Genomic DNA, 18,066 nt, shown 5'->3' with positions numbered 1-18,066 from the left:
ACTCCCCTGACCAAGCTGCTCGTTACACCTGTGTCAGATGTAACGAGAGCGTTGTCCCCCGCCCTCTCGCGGAGCCAGAATGTGAGCCCTGTTCATCTTTTGGCTCCACTCGCTCCCGAAGCTCGACGGAGGACGCACGTGGCAAGTGAAAGACAGCACTCCCGCCGTTCCGGTGAAGGCGGCATGTCCCGCCGTGCCCTGCTCGGCCGCACCGCCGCCGCGGCAGCCGGCGCCACCGCGCTGACCGCGACCGCCACCGGTACGGCCACCGCGGCCACCACCCGGGACGTGGACGTCGCGATCGTCGGCGGTGGACTGGCCGGCCTCACCGCGGCCCGCGACCTGGTGGCCGCCGGCCGGACCGTCGCCGTCCTGGAGGCCCGCGGCCGCGTCGGCGGCCGGGTCGTCAACCTGCCCCTGGCGGGCGGCGGGGTCACCGAGGGCGGCGGCGAGTTCATCGGCCCCACCCAGGACCGCATCAAGGCGCTCGCCGACTCCCTCGGCGTGGCCACCTTCGCCACCTACAACACCGGCAAGAACCTGCTCTACAAGGACGGCAAGAAGACCCCTTACGCCACCGACGGCCTCCTCGGCTCGGTCCCGCCCGTCGACGTGGCGGGACTCGCCAACGCCGCGATCGTCCAGGCCTCGCTGGACGACATGGCCAAACAGGTGCCGGTCGACGCGCCGTGGACCGCGGCCAAGGCCGCCGAGTGGGACAAGCAGACCTTCGAGAGCTGGCTGAACGCCAACGCGGTGGTCCCGTCCGCGAAGTTCCTCCTCGACGTGGCCTGCACCTCGATCTTCTCGGCGGAGCCCCGCGAACTCTCGCTCCTCTTCGTCCTCTTCTACATCGCCGCCGCCGGCAACGCCTCGACCCCCGGCACGCTGGAACGCCTCACCGAGACCGCGAACGGCGCCCAGGAACTGCGCTTCGTCGGCGGCTCCCAACTGGTGCCGCTCAAACTCGCCGCGACCCTCGGCGACCGGGTGGTCCTCAACGCCCCGGTCCGCTCGATCGCCCGGTCCGGCGGCAAGTACACCGTGACGGCCGACGGCATCACCGTGACCGCGAAACGGGTCGTCGTCGCCGTGCCCCCGCCGCTCGCCGCCCGCATCACCTACGACCCCCTGCTGCCCGCCGCCCGCGACCAGCTCACCCAGCGTCTGCCGATGGCCTCGGTCGGCAAGGCGATCGCGGTCTACGACACGCCCTTCTGGCGGGCCGACGGCCTCAACGGCCAGGTCGTCAGCGACACCGGGGTGATCAGCTCCACCTTCGACAACTCCCCGCCGGACGCCTCCTACGGCGCGCTGATGGGCTTCATCGAGGCCGACGAGGCACGCAAGCTGGACGCGGCGAGCGAGGCCGAGGTCAAGGCGGCGGTCCTGAAGAACTACGTGACGTACTTCGGCGAGAAAGCCGCCTCCCCCACCTCGTTCGTCCTGCAACGCTGGAACAACGAGGCCTACACCCGCGGTGGCCCCGTCTCGATCGCCGCGCCGGGCGTCCTGACCCAGTACGGCCCGGCCCTGCGCGAGCCGGTCGGCGGGATCCACTGGGCCGGGACGGAGACCTCCGTGTACTGGATGGGCTTCATGGACGGTGCCGTACGGTCGGGCGAGCGGGTGGCGAAGGAGGTGCTGGCGGTGCTGTAGTCACCGTCCACGACGGCCCGCGCGGCCGGGCCCCCGCCAGGTCCTCCCACGGGCCGCGTCCGGCCATGGCTCCGGTCCCGTCGGGTCCCCGCCCGGTCCGCGTCCGTCCTTTCTGTGTGCACGACCATTCCTGACGCTCCGTCAGGTATGTAACCTGACAGAGCGTCAGTTACTCGACAGTCACCCACGGCAGTCACACAGGAGCGGGCGGACCGATGCTTGGATCAACCCACGGCACCCTCACCACCGACTCCCGCCGGGCCCGGGTCATCGCGTGCGGCGAGCACCCGGGGCCCGCCGTCCACGGCCGGCCCGCCGACGCGGACGATCTCGACGTCAGCGGCCGTCCGCTGTACGCGGACGTCCCCGACCTGGACCGGTTCTTCCGGCCCGGGTCGGTCGCGGTCGTCGGCGCCTCGGACACCGAAGGACGCCCGAACACCGGTGTCACCCGGCAACTGGTGGACTGGGCCGACCGGGTGGGGGCACGGCTGCACCCCGTGCACCCCACCCGCGAGACCGTTTTCGGCCTGCCCTGCTCGCCGTCCGTGGCCGACCTGCCCGAACAGGTCGACCTGGCCGTCCTGCTGGTCGCCAACCCCCTGCCCGTCATCGAGCAACTGGCCGGGACGAAGGTGAAGTTCGCCGTCGTCTTCGCGTCCGGTTTCGCGGAGACGGGCGAGGAGGGCGCGGCGGCACAGGCCCGGCTGGCGACGGCGGTGGCCCGCTCGGGCATCCGCCTCCTCGGCCCCAACACCAACCTCAACGCCTTCGAGCGGTTCCGCGACGATCTCACCGGCCCCTCGATCGCGCTGATCACCCAGTCCGGCCATCAGGGCCGCCCGGTCTTCGCCTCCCAGGAGCTCGGCATCCGGCTCTCCCACTGGGCGCCGACCGGTAACGAGGCGGACCTGGAGACCTCCGACTTCCTCTCCTACTTCGCCGAGCGTCCCGAGGTCGGCGCGATCGCCGCCTACGTGGAGGGGCTGAAGGACGGCCGGTCCTTCCTCCTCGCCGCCGACCGGGCCGCCCGGCGCGGGGTGCCGGTCGTCGTGGTCAAGGTGGGCCGCACCGAGACCGGCGCCAGGACCGCCGCCTCCCACACCGGCAAGCTGACCGGCGCGGACGAGGTCGTCGACGCGGCGATGCGCCAGTACGGCGTGATCCGCGTGGACGGACTCGACGAACTCCAGGACACCGCCGCCCTGCTGGCCCGCGCCCGTCCGCCGCAGGCCGACGGGGTCGTCGTCTACTCGATCTCGGGCGGCACCGGCGCCCACGCGGCCGACCTGGCGACGGCGGCGGGCCTTTGTCTGCCGGCCCTGTCGGCCGCCAAGCAGGCCGAGCTGCACCAGTGGATCCCCGAGTACCTGAACGTGGCCAACCCGGTCGACAACGGCGGCCACCCGGTGGGCGACTGGCGTGGCCGGAAGATCATCGACGCGATCCTCGACGACCCGGCGGTCGGCGTGCTGATCTGCCCGATCACGGGCCCGTTCCCCCCGCTGAGCGACCGTCTCGTCCAGGATCTCGTGGACGCGGCGGAACGCACGGACAAGCTGGTGTGCGTCATCTGGGGTTCGCCCGTCGGCACCGAACCGGCGTACCGCGAGGTCCTCCTCGGCTCCTCCCGGGTGGCGACCTTCCGCACCCTCGCCAACTGTGTCTCGGCCGTCCGCGCCCATCTCGCGCACCACCGTTTCGTACGCGACTACCGCTCCCCCTTCGACGAGGCCCCACGCACCCGGTCGCCCTCCTACCGCAAGGCGCAGCTGCTGATGCGGCCGGGACAGCAGCTGAGCGAGCACGCGGGGAAACAGCTGCTGCGGGCCTACGGCATCCGGGTGCCGCGCGAACAGCTGGTGACCAGCGCCGCGGCGGCGGTGCGGGCGGCGGGACTGGTCGGCTACCCGGTGGTGATGAAGGCGTCCGGTGCGCAGATCGCCCACAAGACCGAACTGGGCCTGGTGAAGATCGGCCTGACCTCGGCCAGTCAGGTGCGCGACGCCTACCGCGAGCTGACCGACATCGCCCGCTACGAGGGCGTCTCGCTGGACGGTGTCCTGGTCTGCCAGATGGTCGAGCGGGGCGTGGAGATGGTGGTCGGCGTGACCCACGACGACCTGTTCGGCCCGACGGTGACGGTGGGCCTGGGCGGGGTCCTGGTGGAGGTCCTGCACGACGCCGCCGTGCGCGTGCCGCCCTTCGGTGAGGACCAGGCCCGGGACATGCTGGCCGAACTGCGCGGCCACGCGCTGCTGGGCGGCGTCCGTGGCCGCCCGCCCGCCGATGTGGAGGCGCTCGTCGAGGTGATCCTGCGCGTGCAGCGGATGGCCCTGGAGCTGGGGGACGACCTCGCCGAGCTGGACATCAACCCACTGGTCGTCCTGGAGCAGGGGCAGGGCGCGGTGGCGCTGGACGCGCTGGCGGTGTGCCGGTGAACACCCCTTCGCGGAACGGAGCTTGACGTGCCCGAGGCCTCGATACGTCACCGGACCGAACACCAGGTCACCCACCTCACCCTCGACCGCCCCGAGGCGCTCAACGCCCTCACCCCGGACCAGCGCGACCAGCTGATCGCCCTTCTCGCCGACGCCTCCGCCGACCCGGACGTACGGGCGGTGGTCCTCACCGGAACCGGCCGCGGCTTCTGCGCGGGAGCGGATCTGCGCGGCGGCTCCGCGGCCGGCGAGCGGGTCGCCGGGGACGTGGCCCGCACCCTGCGGCTGGGCGCCCAGCGGCTCGTCTCGGCCGTCCTGGACTGCGAGAAACCGGTGATCGCCGCGGTCAACGGCACGGCGGCCGGCCTGGGCGCGCACCTGGCCCTCGCCTGCGACCTGGTGCTGGCCGCCGAGTCGGCCCGGTTCATCGAGGTGTTCGTCCGCCGCGGCCTGGTCCCGGACGGCGGTGGCGCCCACCTCCTGCCCCGGCTGATCGGCCCGCAGCGGGCCAAGGAGCTGATGTTCTTCGGCGACGCGCTCACCGCGGCGGACGCCGAACGCCTCGGCCTGGTCAACCGGGTGGTCGCGGACGGGGAGCTGGACAAGACGGCCCGCGAGTGGGCGGCGCGTCTGGCCGCCGGCCCCACCCGCGCCCTGTCCCTCACCAAGCAGCTGGTCAACGCCTCCCTCGACACCGACCGCGCCACCGCCTTCGCCGCCGAGGCCGCCGCCCAGGAGATCAACATGACGACGGCGGACGCGAGGGAGGGCGTGGCGAGTTTCGTGGAGCGCCGCGAGCCGAGGTTCAGGGGCCGGTGACGGAGTCCCGGCCCTTCCTATCTGATGGCACGTCAGTTTCAATGGACCGCATGATGGGACATGCGGGAATGGCGGCCGCGGCCGTCCGCTACCTCCGGGCGGACCGCCCGGTCGAGGCACTGCCGCGCCCCGAGCTGCGCTGCGTCCGGGAGGACGAACGGGCGCCGGTCGACCAGGGCGAGTTCCGGCGCGTGCTGGGGAACTTCGCCTCGGGCGTGACGGTCGTGACGGCCGCCGCCGCCGAAGGCGAGGACGGTCCCGCCGGCTTCGCCTGCCAGTCCTTCTCCTCCCTCTCCCTCGATCCGCCCCTGGTCGCCTTCATGGTCGGCCGCACCTCCACGAGCTGGCCGCGCATCGCCCGCGCGGGCGCCTTCTGCGTGAACGTCCTGAGCGCGGACCAGGGCCCGTTGTGCCGCGCGTTCGCGGCGAGCGGCACGGACAAGTTCGCGGGCGTCGACCACGACGCGTGCCCGGTCTCGGGCGCGCCCCGCCTCGCCGGCGCCCTCGCCTGGATCGACTGCGTGATCCACGCGGTCCACACGGGCGGCGACCACCTCATCGTGGTCGGCCGGGTGAATGCCCTGGGACCGGGCGCGGGTGCGGACGTACCGCCCCTGCTCTTCCACAGGGGCCGGTTCCTCTGATCGCCGGGCGGGCGCCTGCCGCCCGCTCAGTTCACGTAGTCGACGATCTGCATCATGCCCTCGTCCCCGTGCTGGAGCTGGTGGCAGTGCAGCATCGAGCGGCCGGTGAAGTCCTCGGCGCGCAGCCGGAAGGTGATCGAGCCGTTCGGCGGGACGGCGACCGTGTCGTGCCAGACCGGCGTGGCCAGCGGACGGTTGTCGACCGCGGTGAGGAGGAAGTGGTTGGTGTGCAGGTGGAAGGGGTGGTGACTGTGGGAGCGGGAGTCGTTCACGACCGTCCACTCCTCGACCTCGCCCAGCCGGATCCGCTGGTTGGTGTAGTCGGACGAGAGACGGCCCCAGGCGAGATCGCCACGGCCCGCCCGGAGGTCGGCGGGCGGCGTCTCGCCGTCGCCCAGGATGCGGTAGGCGTTCGGGAAGGCGCCTGAGAAGACGTTCTCGTAGCTTCGGAAGATCAGCGTCCTCGAGCGGGTGGGCTCGGGCAGGACGACGGGCCTGCCGGGCAGCTCGGCCGGCAGCGCCATGGAACGGGCGGCGCCGGTGACGACGACCGTGAGCAGCTGCCGGGAGGGGCCCCCACCGGTCAGCCGGTAGGTGCCGGGCATTCCGCCGCGGACCAGCAGGTCCACCCGTCCGCCCATGGGCAGCGTGAGTCCCGTGGTGGCGACGGGCTTCGTGAAGGTGATGCCGTCACAGGCGATCTGGTGCATCTCCTGCCCGCCCAGGCTGAGGAAGTGGGCGCTGAGCGCTCCGGCGTTGACGATCCGCCAGCGCTGGACCTCCCCCGGCGCGATGGTCAGAACGGGGTCTTTCACACCGTTGACCAGGAACGTCGAGGCGATCTCGTCGTAGACGCCGTGCGAGGTCAGATCCGGCACCCGTCCGCCGGACAGCTTGAGTTCGCTGATGCAGACGACCACGTCCTTGGCGGCGGCGATCTCGGGCACCTCGTCGACGTCCCCCTCGACGACGAGCACGCCCCCCATACCGCCCAGCAACTGGGTCGCGGTGGATCCGTGATGGTGGGGGTGGTACCAGAACGTCCCGGCCTGGTGATCCGCGGGGACGTCGACGGTACTGCGGTAGGTCGTGACGGTTCCGGGCGTGTCGGAGGGCTCGAAGGCGCGGAAGACGTTGTCCGACTCGCCCGAGGGGTCGACGTGCAGGCCGTGGGTGTGCAGATTGAAGGTGTTGAAGTGATGCGGGACGTTCATGTGCGGACCCGTGTCCGGATCCATGTGGCGACGCATGTCCTGACGCATGTCCTGACGTGTGTCCGCATGCGTCGTCCCGCCGTTCGCCGGCAGCGCGTTGATCTGCGTGATCTCCAGGGAGTCCCCCGGGCGCACCCGCAGGGTCGGCCCCGGGACCGTTCCTTCGTAGGTGCGCGTGAGCACACTGCCGGCCCCGGGGATCTCCAGCTCGCTGAAGCGGACGGTCAGTTCGGTGGCCAGCCGCCCCGTGCCGGGCGGCGTACCGCGTGTCTCCGGCTGCGGAAACGAGTCGTCGTCGGTCCGCCCCGCCACCGCGTGCGAGCTCGTCGCCCCTGCTGCCACGACTGCCCCGGCAGCGATCGGCAGGCTTTTCAGTACGCCACGGCGGGACAGAGCTGTCATGAAGCGCCTCCACAGGCAGCAGACGGGCAGGGCGATGACCAGAGGACCTCACATTACGGAAGGTAGTCACTTGATACGTGGAGTAGTCACCGGCGGGTTGCGCGACCGCGCACCGCCTTCACACCGTCGCCGGTGCGCGGACCGCAGGGCCGGGTCTCACACCGTCGCCGGCACGGGAACCGCCGGGCTGCGCCGGATCACCAGCGCCATCAGGGCAGCGGCGGCGCACAGCGCCCCGGACGCGTACCAGACCATGTCGTACGAGCCGAACGCGTCCCGCGCCAGGCCGCCCGCGAAGGCCACCACCGCGGCGCCGACCTGGTGGGACGCCAGCACCCAGCCGAAGACGATGGCACTGTCCTCGCCGTACTGCTCGCGGCACAGGGCCAGGGTGGGCGGGACGGTCGCGACCCAGTCGAGGCCGTAGAAGACGATGAAGAAGATCATCGGAGGGTGGACGGACGGCGCCAGCAGCATCGGGAGGAACAGCAGCGACATCCCCCTCAGCGCGTAGTACACCGCGAGCAGCCGCCGCGGTTCGAACCGGTCGGTGAACCAGCCGGAGGCGATCGTGCCGACGACATCGAAGACGCCGATGACCGCGAGCAGCGAGGCCGCCGCCGTGACGGGCATGCCGTGGTCGTGGGCGGCCGGCACGAAGTGGGTCTGGACCAGGCCGTTCGTCGAGGCGCCGCAGATCGCGAAGGTTCCGGCCAGCAGCCAGAACGGGCCCGTGCGGACCGCCGAGAAGAGGACCCGCAGGGTGCGGCGGGCGGCGCCCTGCACCGGCGGCGGCTTCGCGACGTACTCCGTCGCGCCGTACGGCTTCTGGCCCACGTCGGCCGGGTGGTCCCGCAGCAGCAGCCAGACGAAGGGGACGACGGCGAGCGCGGCCAGCGCGACCGTCACCGCCGCCGGGCGCCAGTCGTACCGCGTGACCATCCACGACAGCAGCGGCAGGAAGATCAGCTGGCCGGAGGCGGAAGCCGCGGTCAGGATGCCGCTCACCAGCCCCCGGCGCTCGGTGAACCAGCGGTTGGTGACCGTCGCGGCGAAGGCGAGTGCCATCGAGCCGGAGCCCAGGCCCACCAGCAGGCCCCAGTACAGCAGCAGCTGCCAGGCCGCCGTCATCCACACCGTGAGCAGCGAGCCGACCGAGATCACCGTGAGGGCCACGGCGACCACCCGGCGGATGCCGAAACGGTCCATCAGCGCCGCCGCGAACGGGGCGGTGAGACCGTACAGCGCCAGGTTGACCGAGACCGCCGCCCCGATCGTGCCGCGTGACCAGCCGAACTCCTCGTGCAGCGGGTCGATGAGCAGACCGGGGAGCGACCGGAAGGCCGCCGCGCCGATGATCGTGACGAAGGTGACGGCGGCGACGAACCACGCGCGATGGACACGACCGCGGCGGCGGCGCACGGAGCCCCGGCCGGAAGCAGGCTGCTGTTCCCCGGCGGCTGCCGGAGTTTCGGTTGTCTGGGTCACGTCATCGAGCTTCCGGCACGGGAACCCTCCGGACGAGTGGCCCGAGGGACAGCATTCGCTAGGATCGGGCCATGACCATCGAACGGGCCACGAGCACCGGACGAACCACGAACGCCGAGCAGGGCCTGCACACCGGACGGGCCATGAACCCCGGGCAGACCTTCGGGACCGAGCGGGCCGCGGACGGCGGACAGGCCGTGAGCGCCGGACAGGCCGTGAGCACCGGGCGAGCTGCGGAAGCCGGGCAGGCCGTGAGCGGTGAGCGCGGTTTCCGTCCCCACCGTGTCGTCGTGCTCGCCCTCGACGGTCTGCTCCCCTTCGAGCTGGGCATCCCGCACCGCATCTTCGGCCGCCCCAAGGACACGGAGGGCCGCCACCTGTACGAGGTCGTCACCTGCTCGATCCGGCCGCCCGGCCCGGTCGAGACGGACGCCGACTTCGCCATCGCCGTCGCCCACGGCCCCGAGACCCTGGCCACCGCCGACACGGTGATCGTCCCGGCCTCCTACGAACTCGGCCCGGTCTTCGAGGAGGGTGTCCTGACCGACGACCTCGCCGCCGCGCTCGCCCACATCCGGCCCGGCACCCGGCTCGCCTCGATCTGCACCGGCGTGTACGTCCTGGCCGCCGCGGGCTTCCTCGACGGCCGTCCCGCGACCACGCACTGGGCCGACTCCGACCGCCTCCAGCGACTCTTCCCGCAGATCGACGTCGACCCCGAGGTCCTCTTCATCGACGACGGCGACGTGCTCACCTCGGCGGGGGTCGCCGCCGGGATCGACCTGTGCCTGCACATGGTGCGCCGCGACCACGGCACGGTCGTCGCCAACGACGTCGCCCGCCGTACGGTCGTGCCGCCGCACCGCGACGGCGGCCAGGCGCAGTACATCGAGCGCCCCGTGCCCGACCCGCAGCAGGCGACCACGACCGCCGCCCGCGCATGGGCGCTGGGCCGCCTGCACGAGCCGATCCAGCTGCGGGACATGGCCGACCAGGAGGCCATGTCGGTGCGGACGTTCACGCGCCGCTTCCGCGAGGAGACCGGTGTCAGCCCGGGCCAGTGGCTCACCCAGCAGCGGATCGAGCGGGCCCGGCACCTGCTGGAGTCCAGCGACCGGTCCGTCGACCAGATCGCCGGGGACGCCGGCTTCGGCACCGCCCAGTCGATGCGCCAGCACCTACAGGCGGCCCTCGGGGTCACTCCGACCGCGTACCGCCGTACCTTCCGCACCGGGAACGGCGGGAGCAGGGGACCCGGCACGGGGTCGGGAGCCGGCGGGAGCGGGGGACACGACGTGGTCGCCGCCCTGCGGTGACCTCCGGGCGGCGCGCGCCTCTCCCCACCAGCCGACCGCCGTGAGGACGACGGTCAGCCCCACCCCCGCCAGGATCGCCGTCGACGGCGCGGCCACCTTCAGCAGGGCGCCGGCGAGGGATCCCGTCGCCGCGTAACCGGCGCCCGCGGCCGCGTACATCACGGAGTACCCGGCGGCGAGGACATGCGGGGGAAGCGCCTCGCGCAGGGAAAGGTTGCGGGTGAGCATCGCGGCGGACTGAAGGGTGCCTCCCACGACCAGCGCCACCGCGATGCCCGCCGCGTCCGGGGTGAGCGCGGCGAGCGTCACACAGACCGACGTGCCCGCCATCAGCACGACGCTGCGGGTGCGCAGCCGTCCCGGCCAGGCCCAAAGACCGTAGGCGAACGCGCCGAGTCCGCCGCCCACCGCCATCCCGGTCAGCAGCGGGCCGGACCAGCCGACGCCGATGCCCCGCTGTTCGAGCAGGGCGGGCAGGACGAGTTCGCTCAGCCCGAGCAGGGTGAGGCTGGCCGCGCCCGTGACGTACACCGGCCAGGCGCCGGTCAGCAGCCGCAGCGGCACCCCGCCCGTACGGCCGGCACCCCGCGCTCCGGCCCGGTCACCGGGGTCACCCGCGCCTCCCGCGGCTCCCGGGTCACCCGCGCTGTCCGCGCCTCCCGCGCCTCCCGGGTCACCCCTGCCGCCGGCACCCCGCCGGTCGGCCGGGGCTCCCGCGTCGTCCGTGCCGTCCGCGCGGTCCGTGCCGTCCGGGCCCCAGGCGGCCGGAAGCAGGCGCAGCCCCGCGACCGACGACGCCATCAGGGCGGCCGCGAGAAGCAGCGGGACGCGCGGCGCGACGCCGAGGGCGAGCCCGGCGACCGCCGCGGGGGAGACGGCCCACACGCCCGCCGTCAGCATCGACTCGACGGACAGCGCCTGCGCCGCGGCGCGCTCCGGGACCAGTGCGGTGAGCAGAGTGCGCAGGCCACCGGTGGCGGCGGCAGGGGCGGCGCCGGCCACGAACGCGAACCCGCCGAGGACGGCCGGGTGGGCACCCGGAAAGGCGCCCGGCCCCGCGAATCCGGCGGCTCCGGCCGCCAGCCCGACACTCAGGTGAAGGCGGGCGTGCGCGGGCCGCAGCCGCATCCCGAGGACGGGGGCGCCGACGATCTCACCGAGGACATAGACCGCCGCGAGGATCGCGCCCAGCGTGTAGCCGCCCGGTCGTTCGCGCACCAGGAACACCAGCGCCAGTGGCGCCATGGCGACCGGCATGCGCGCGCCGACGGCGGTGCAGGCCCAGATCAGGACCTGTCGGGAGGCGACGTCGCGGTAGGGCATGACAGGACCGTAGGGGGCGGCACCGGCACCGCCCCACAGGTTTTCCCGTCAGAACGTGAGCACCGCCCGTGCGACCCGCCCCGCCTCCGCGTCACCGGACGCCTTCTCGAAGTCCTCCACCGGGTAGGTCTGCGTGACGAGTTCGTCGAGCAGCAGCCGGCCCTCGCGGTACAGGTCGGCGTACAGGGCGATGTCCCGCTGGGGGCGCGAGGCGCCGTACCGGCAGCCCAGGATCGACTTGTCCAGGAACAGGGAGGAGACGAGGAAGGACGCCTCGGCGGTGGCGGGCGGCACCCCGAGAAGCACCGCCTGCCCGTGCCGGTCGAGCAGGTCGACGGCCGTCCGGATCAGCTCGACCCGGCCCACGCACTCGAAGACGTGGTCCGCGCCCGTCGGCAGGATCTCCCGTACCCCGTCCGTGGAGGTGAGGAAGTCCGTCGCGCCGAAGCGCCGGGCCACCTCCTCCTTCGCCGGGTTCGCGTCCACCGCGACGATCCGCAGCGCGCCCGCGATCCGCGCGCCCTGGAGCACGTTCAGCCCTATCCCGCCCGTCCCGATGACGACGACGCTCTCCCCGTGCCCCACGCGCGCGCGGTTGAGCACGGCCCCGACGCCGGTCAGGACCCCGCACCCGATCAGCGCGGCGGACGTCAGCGGGATGTCCTTCGGGATGCGGACGGCCTGTACGGCCTTCACCACCGTGCGCTCGGCGAAGGCGGAGTTGGCCGCGAACTGGTACACCGGGCTCCCCGCGCGCGTGAAGGGTTTGCGCGGGCGCCCGATGGCCTGCCGGCACATCGTCGGCCGGCCGCGGTCGCACTCCGCGCAGGCGCCGCAGTTGGCGAGCGTGGACAGCGCCACGTGGTCCCCCGGCACCACATGGGTGACCCCCGCGCCGACCGCCGCGACGACCCCCGCGCCCTCATGGCCGAGGACAACGGGTGCCGGAAAGGGAATCGTCCCGTCGACGACCGAGAGGTCGCTGTGGCACAGCCCGGCCGCCGAGATCGCGACGAGCACCTCGCCCGGCCCCGGATCACGGACGGCCAGATCGTCGACGACCTCGGCCCGCTTCCCGTCGAACACCACGCCTCGCATCGCGTCCCCTCCGAACCGTCCGCTATCCCTTGGGCTGTCTGGGCAGGCCGAGCACCCGCTCGGCGATGATCGTGCGCTGGATCTGGTCCGAGCCGCCGTAGATCGTGTCGGCCCGGGAGAACAGGAACAGGTGCTGCGCCTCGTCGAGTTCGTAGGGCGAGGAGGGCGACCAGTCGGCGGGTCCGACGCTCCCCCCGGCCCCCCGCACCTGCACCGCCACCTCCCCGAGCCGCTGGTGCCAGCCCGCCCACAGCAGCTTGGCCACACTGGGCGCGCCCGGCCCGCCCGAGCCTCCCAGCGTCCGCAACGCGTTCCACCGCATGGTGCGCAGCTCGGCCCACAGCCGTACCAGCCGCTCGCGGACGACGGGATCGTCTGCCGCCCCCGTCCGTACGGCCGTACGCACGACCTGCCCCAACTCCTGGGCGAAGCCGATCTGCTGGGCGAGGGTCGACACCCCGCGTTCGAAGCCGAGGAGGCTCATCGCGACCCGCCAGCCGTCGCCCTCGGCGCCGACGACGTGCTCCACGCGTGCGTGCGCCCCGTCGAAGAAGACCTCGTTGAAGTCGCTGGTGCCGGTCAGCTGCCGGATGGGCCGGATCTCGATCCGTCCCGGCTGGTCCATGGGGACGAGGAAGAAGGTCAGCCCGTGGTGACGCCTCGACTCCGGGTCGGTGCGGGCGAGCACGAAGCACCAGTCGGCCTCATGGGCGAGCGAGGTCCAGATCTTCTGCCCGGTGATCAGGTACGACCGTCCGCCGGGGGCGGGTTCGGCCCTGGTGCGGACCCCGGCGAGGTCGGAGCCCGCGCCGGGCTCGCTGTATCCCTGGCACCACAACTCGGTCCCGGCGGCGACCGGCGGCAGGAAGCGCGCCTTCTGCTCCGCCGTGCCGTGTGCGAGCAGGGTGGGCGCGAGCAGCTTCTCCCCGATGTGCCCGGAGCGGGCCGGAGCCCGCGAGCGCGCGTACTCCTCGGCCCAGGCGACCTGCTGGGTGAGACTCCCGCTCCGGTTCCCGTACCCGTCCTCCCCCCACCCGAGCCCGATCCACCCGGCCGCACCGAGGGTGCGCTCCCACGAGCGCCGGTCGCCGGCCGACGGTGCGTGCGCTTCGAGCCAGGCGCGCGCCTCGGCGCGGAACGCGTCATCCTGCGCTGTGAACCCGAATTCCACGTCCAACTCCTCGAGAAGGGGCGGCTGCTGCGCCTCGTGGGCGCGGGGAGCCGCGCGACCCGCCGCGAGCAGCCCGCGCCCGCCGACGGCACACCGGCTCACCCGTTGGGTCGCGCCCCGTCCCGCGCGGCCCGCGCCATCTCCTCCAACCGGGCCAGCATCGGCATCGGATCCACCCCCACGGTCCCCGGCAGCACCTCGGCGATCCGCTCGGGCGTCCAGGACCCCCCCTCCGCGTAGGCCGAGCGCAGTTCAGCGGGCTGCGCCCAGACCGCGATCTTCGGTCCCGCCACGGTGTACACCTGCCCGGTGATTCCCGCCTCCCGCGCCCGCTCCGACAGCAGGTAGACCACGAACGCGGCCACGTCCTCCGGCTCCCCGATCTCGGTGAGTTCCATCGGCACGCCCGCGGACATCCGCGTCCGCGCGACCGGAGCGACCGCGTTGGCCGTCACCCCGTACTTGTGCAGTCCCAGCGCGGCGCTCCGTACGAGCGAGATGATCCCGCCCTTGGCCGCGCTGTAGTTGGCCTGGGAGACGGAGCCCTGGTGGTTGCCGCTGGTGAAGCCGATCAGTGTGCCGGAGCGCTGCCCGCGCATCACCGCGGACGCCGCCCGGAAGACCGTGAACGTGCCCTTGAGGTGGGTGGCGAGAACCGGGTCCCACTCCGCCTCGGACATGTTGAACAGCATCCGCTCACGCAGGATCCCGGCCACGCACACGACCCCGTCGAGCCGCCCGTACGAGGCCAGCGCGGTGTCGACGACCCGCTGCCCGCCGGCCATCGTCGAGATGTCGTCGGCGACGGCGACCGCCTCGCCGCCCGCCGCCTCGATCTCCTTCACCACGGCCTCGGCGACCTCGCTGGTCGGTGAGGCGCCGTCCACCGAGACCCCGTAGTCGTTGACGACGATCCGTGCGCCCTCGGCCGCCGCCGCGAGCGCCACGGCCCGTCCGATGCCTCGTCCCGCACCCGTGACGGCGACGACCTTGCCGGTCAGGAAGTTCCCCACGCCCGGACCCCTCCCGCAGTTTCTGACGGACCGTTAGATTTGAGATTCGAGGTCTACATTGACCCGTCCGCCGGTCGGGGACAAGCCCCGGGGAGGCACGGAATGACACTGCCGGTCGAGTTCCACGACATAGCGAAGCGCGTCAACAACTGGGGGCGCTGGGGGGCCGACGACGAGATCGGCACGCTGAACCTCGTCACCGACGACGTCGTCCGCGCGGCCGCGGCCGAGGTCCGCACCGGCCGCCGGGTCCCGCTCGCCCTGCCCCTGCGGGAGGACGGCGTGCAGACCGGGCTGATCCCGGGGCGGGTCAACCCGCTGCACGCCATGGTGCAGATCAACCAGGAGATCTTCGGCCCCGGAACGGTGGCGTGCAGCGACGACGCCGTGACGATGGGCCTCCAGGCCGGCACCCACTGGGACGCGCTGACGCATGTCTCGCACTCGGGGAAGCTCTACAACGGCCGGCCTGCCACCACCGTCACCCCGCACGGGGGCGCCGAGTTCAGCGGCATCGACAAGGCGCGGCACATCGTCTCGCGCGGGGTGCTCCTGGACGTGGCACGCGCGCGTGGCGTCGACCGCCTGGACGGCGGACACGCGGTCACCCCGGAGGACCTGGAGGCCGCCGAGGAACTGGCCGGCACCCGGGTGCGCGCCGGCGACATCGTCCTCGTGCGGACCGGGCAGGTGCAGGTCTATCTGGCCGGCGACAAGCAGGGGTACGGCTATCCCTCGCCGGGGCTCTCGGTCCGCACCCCGGAGTGGTTCCACGCGCGCGATGTGGCGGCGGTCGCCAACGACACCCTGACGTTCGAGATCTTCCCGCCCGAGATCGATGACCTGTGGCTCCCCGTGCACGCGCTCCACCTCGTGGAGATGGGGATGCTCCAGGGCCAGAACTGGAATCTCGAAGAGTTGTCCACAGCCTGTGGACAAGAAGTCCGCTACGCGTTCCTGCTGTCGGCGATGCCGGAGCCGTTCGTCGGCGGAACGGGAACCCCGGTGGCCCCGGTGGCGGTGCTGTAGGAGCGGGCGCACCCTCGCCTCGACGCGTGAGGGCCTGCGGCCGACACCCCCGCCTCACGTCGGCTGACGGCGCGCGGCTGCCCGCCCCGAGCACGGCACCGCGCACCGCCATCCGACTCCGGCGCACCCTCCCCCGCTCCCGTCCCGCCCGAGCGGGAGGGCCCCCGCCGACTCCCCTCGGCCCTGAGGGAACGGGCGCCGAATCACGACCCACGCTCGACGAGGGCCTCCGTCACCGAAGCCATCGTCGTCCCCTCGCGGCGAATCGCTGACCACAAGCGTGATCAAACGGACACGACCCGTCAACACCTCGCCGCAGATTTGTTACCTATGTCCCCTTTGTGGTGGGCGCGCACGGAAGCACAGGCGGGCGCACCGACGCCGCTTCCGGGCGAGGCCGGCAGCGATTCCTGCGCCCGTGCACCGTGATCCGCCGGGCCACCCGCATCTGTGCGCCCTCACCGGGCGTCCGCGTCAGCTCTACGGCCCCTCGCGCGTCCGGCCGCCCTCACACGACCTCGTACGCGAGCCCTCCATAAGCCGGCTCGGCCGGCTGGGGCTCCACCGTGACGGCGACCCGGAGCTCCTGCGCAACGCCGTGGTCCGCCTCGGCCTCGACCGGCGCGGCGCAGCGGTCCAGTTCGCACCAGATGCGCTTGCCCGCACCCTCGACGCTCCAGCCCCAGCGGTCCGCGAGGCCGTCGACGAGGGCCAGTCCGCGGCCGCCCGTCGCCTCGTCGCCGGCGCACCGGGGCACGGGGGCCCGGTCGCTGGTGTCGGCCACCTCCAGACGGACGGTGGACGGCTCGGCCGTCCCGCCCGGCAGGGAGAGCCGCAGCACGGCCGGACAGCCGGTGTGCACCACGGCGTTGGTGACCAGTTCGGAGACGAGCAGGATCAGCGTCTCGGCGAGCGGCTCCTCGTCCCCTATCCCGGACCCGGCGAGGCGCGAACGGGCCCACCTGCGGGCGCGCCCCACCTCAGCGGGGTCGGGCCGGATCTCCAGCTGCACTTGAAGCACCTGCACCGCTCACACCATCCGAACCGGCGGACACATGGCCGTGCGCCACGCGAGCCACGCGAGCCGCGTGTGCACCATGACGACGGGGGCCACGATCGTAGCCATTTTCTGCATGGCCAGAACAACAGCCAGAGGCAGGGTGACGGAACGTGAATCCCTTAGGAGACAGCTTGGTTGACATACAGTCACCCCAACAAGCGCTTCGGGCATATTCCAGCGCGAAGGAGTACCCGTGCGGCATACTGTGCGACGCTCGTTGCGGGGAGTCGAACAGGCGGGTACCAGAAGGCCGTCCGCCCTGCGAGCGGCGGCGCGCACCGCCGGATCCGGCACCACCCCAGGGGCACCGCCGGCATGGCTCATGCTCGGAACCACTCGCATCCCACAGAAGGTACCGGAGAGGCCCGCCGACTCCGGGCCGTGACGGGTCACGCATCGGACACAACCCGATATCAACGCTCCGTGATTCCGGTATGCCACGATCCGCGACATGCGTACGGCGGCCCGCTCGCAGGCCCCGCCGTCGGCGCAGGCAGCCGCCGTCAGCGGCCGGCTCCGGAGAGCAGATCGGCGGCGAGCGACTCCTCACCCTGCGTGCCGCCGCCCGCACGACGGGTGCGCACCCAGGCCCGTTTCAGCAGCAGATGCACGTCCGCCTCCCAGGTGAAGCCCATGCCGCCGTGCACCTGGAGGCAGTCGCGCGCCCCGCGTACCGCGGCCTCGTCGGCTAGGAGCCGGGCGGCCGCGATGTCGGCCGGATCGGCGGTGACGGCGGCCGCGTAGACCGCCGCGCGGGCCACCTCGACCCGCACCAGCAGGTCCGCGCACAGATGCTTGACCGCCTGGAAGGCGCCGATCGGCCGCCCGAACTGCTCGCGCGCCCGGGCGTGTTGCACGGCCAGCTCGCACGCGCGCGTGGCGGTCCCGAGCTGCTCGGCGGCGGTGAGGAGTACGGCGACGGGATCGGCCGGCACACGGGGCCCCGGAACGCGGTGCAGCGGGGTCAGCGGATCCACCGACCGCAGAGGCACGGCCCCGTCGGCCGCGCCGCGCACGACGTCGGCCTCCGCCAGCCACTCGACGAGACCGCCGCCGTCCACGGCCGCCACGACCGTCTCCCCGTCGGCCGCGCCGGGCACGTGTCCCGCCGCGAGGTGGGTGGCCACCAGCGGGCCCGGCAGCAGGACCCGGCCCGCCTCCTCGAACACCAACACGGTCTCGGGCAGGCCGAGTCCGACCCCGCCGTCCGCCTCGGGCAGCCGTAGCGCGAAGAACCCGGCCGCGCCGAGGTCACGCCACAGCGCCCGGTCCAGCCGTCCCGGCCGGTCCACGGCGGCCCGCAGCGCCGCGCGGTCGAAGCGGCGCGCCAGGAGCGCCCGCACCCCCTCGCGCAGCGCCCGTTGATCGTCCGTCAGTCGAAAACGCATG

General features: G+C 72.9%; 13 protein-coding genes. 6 read left to right on the top strand and 7 right to left on the bottom strand.

Annotated features, from left to right (window positions below; all coding sequences use genetic code 11):
- The first annotated feature begins 183 nt into the window (after positions 1-183).
- The 4 genes from OHS71_RS23225 (at position 184) to OHS71_RS23210 (ending at position 5,563) form a co-directional block, all read left to right on the top strand.
- Positions 184-1,659 carry a flavin monoamine oxidase family protein gene (locus tag OHS71_RS23225; protein ID WP_328484606.1) on the top strand — a complete coding sequence of 492 codons (1,476 nt, stop codon included), beginning with the start codon at positions 184-186 and terminating at the stop codon, positions 1,657-1,659.
- A gap of 215 nt (positions 1,660-1,874) precedes the next feature.
- Positions 1,875-4,100, top strand: coding sequence for an acetate--CoA ligase family protein (locus OHS71_RS23220; RefSeq protein ID WP_328481283.1), 2,226 nt, complete (start codon positions 1,875-1,877; stop codon positions 4,098-4,100).
- A gap of 27 nt (positions 4,101-4,127) precedes the next feature.
- A complete protein-coding gene (locus tag OHS71_RS23215) occupies positions 4,128-4,919 on the top strand; it encodes an enoyl-CoA hydratase/isomerase family protein (protein WP_328481282.1) in 792 nt (263 codons plus the stop codon).
- Positions 4,920-4,972: 53 nt separating this feature from the next.
- Positions 4,973-5,563 (top strand): flavin reductase family protein, encoded by a 591-nt coding sequence (locus tag OHS71_RS23210; RefSeq protein ID WP_328484605.1) that lies wholly within the window; start codon positions 4,973-4,975, stop codon positions 5,561-5,563.
- Positions 5,564-5,589: 26 nt separating this feature from the next.
- Here the strand turns inward: OHS71_RS23210 and OHS71_RS23205 are convergent, their stop codons facing one another.
- Positions 5,590-7,179 (bottom strand): multicopper oxidase family protein, encoded by a 1,590-nt coding sequence (locus OHS71_RS23205; protein WP_328481281.1) that lies wholly within the window; start codon positions 7,177-7,179, stop codon positions 5,590-5,592.
- 156 nt (positions 7,180-7,335) lie between these two features.
- Positions 7,336-8,667 (bottom strand): MFS transporter, encoded by a 1,332-nt coding sequence (locus tag OHS71_RS23200; RefSeq protein WP_328481280.1) that lies wholly within the window; start codon positions 8,665-8,667, stop codon positions 7,336-7,338.
- A gap of 71 nt (positions 8,668-8,738) precedes the next feature.
- On the opposite strand from OHS71_RS23200, the gene OHS71_RS23195 reads away from it, so the two are divergent.
- Entirely contained in the window at positions 8,739-9,983 is a 1,245-nt protein-coding gene (locus OHS71_RS23195) for a GlxA family transcriptional regulator (protein ID WP_328481279.1), read from the top strand.
- A gap of 1,371 nt (positions 9,984-11,354) precedes the next feature.
- Here OHS71_RS23195 and OHS71_RS23185 read toward each other — a convergent pair.
- The 3 genes from OHS71_RS23185 to OHS71_RS23175 all read right to left on the bottom strand — a co-directional run bounded on the left by OHS71_RS23185 (position 11,355) and on the right by OHS71_RS23175 (position 14,588).
- Positions 11,355-12,404, bottom strand: coding sequence for a Zn-dependent alcohol dehydrogenase (locus tag OHS71_RS23185; protein ID WP_328481278.1), 1,050 nt, complete (start codon positions 12,402-12,404; stop codon positions 11,355-11,357).
- Positions 12,405-12,426: 22 nt separating this feature from the next.
- Positions 12,427-13,575 carry an acyl-CoA dehydrogenase family protein gene (locus OHS71_RS23180; RefSeq protein WP_328481277.1) on the bottom strand — a complete coding sequence of 383 codons (1,149 nt, stop codon included), beginning with the start codon at positions 13,573-13,575 and terminating at the stop codon, positions 12,427-12,429.
- Between the two features lie 98 nt (positions 13,576-13,673).
- The gene (locus OHS71_RS23175) at positions 13,674-14,588 is read right to left on the bottom strand and encodes an SDR family NAD(P)-dependent oxidoreductase (RefSeq protein WP_328481276.1); all 915 of its coding nucleotides are present in this window, start codon (positions 14,586-14,588) and stop codon (positions 13,674-13,676) included.
- 102 nt (positions 14,589-14,690) lie between these two features.
- Between OHS71_RS23175 and OHS71_RS23170 the strand changes: the two genes are divergently transcribed.
- On the top strand, positions 14,691-15,617 hold the full coding sequence (locus OHS71_RS23170) for a cyclase family protein (protein WP_328481275.1): 927 nt from the start codon (positions 14,691-14,693) through the stop codon (positions 15,615-15,617).
- A 508-nt stretch (positions 15,618-16,125) separates the two neighbouring features.
- Here OHS71_RS23170 and OHS71_RS23165 read toward each other — a convergent pair.
- Together OHS71_RS23165 and OHS71_RS23160 are read right to left on the bottom strand one after the other, a co-directional pair.
- The gene (locus tag OHS71_RS23165; RefSeq protein ID WP_328484604.1) at positions 16,126-16,629 is read right to left on the bottom strand and encodes an ATP-binding protein; all 504 of its coding nucleotides are present in this window, start codon (positions 16,627-16,629) and stop codon (positions 16,126-16,128) included.
- Positions 16,630-17,180: 551 nt separating this feature from the next.
- Complete coding sequence (locus OHS71_RS23160; RefSeq protein ID WP_328481274.1) at positions 17,181-18,065, bottom strand: acyl-CoA dehydrogenase family protein; 885 nt, start codon at positions 18,063-18,065, stop codon at positions 17,181-17,183.
- Between the last annotated feature and the right edge of the window lies 1 nt (position 18,066).

Source organism: Streptomyces sp. NBC_00377, from assembly GCF_036075115.1.
Taxonomy (GTDB): Bacteria; Actinomycetota; Actinomycetes; order Streptomycetales; family Streptomycetaceae; genus Streptomyces.
This window is presented reverse-complemented; position numbering and strand designations above follow the sequence as displayed.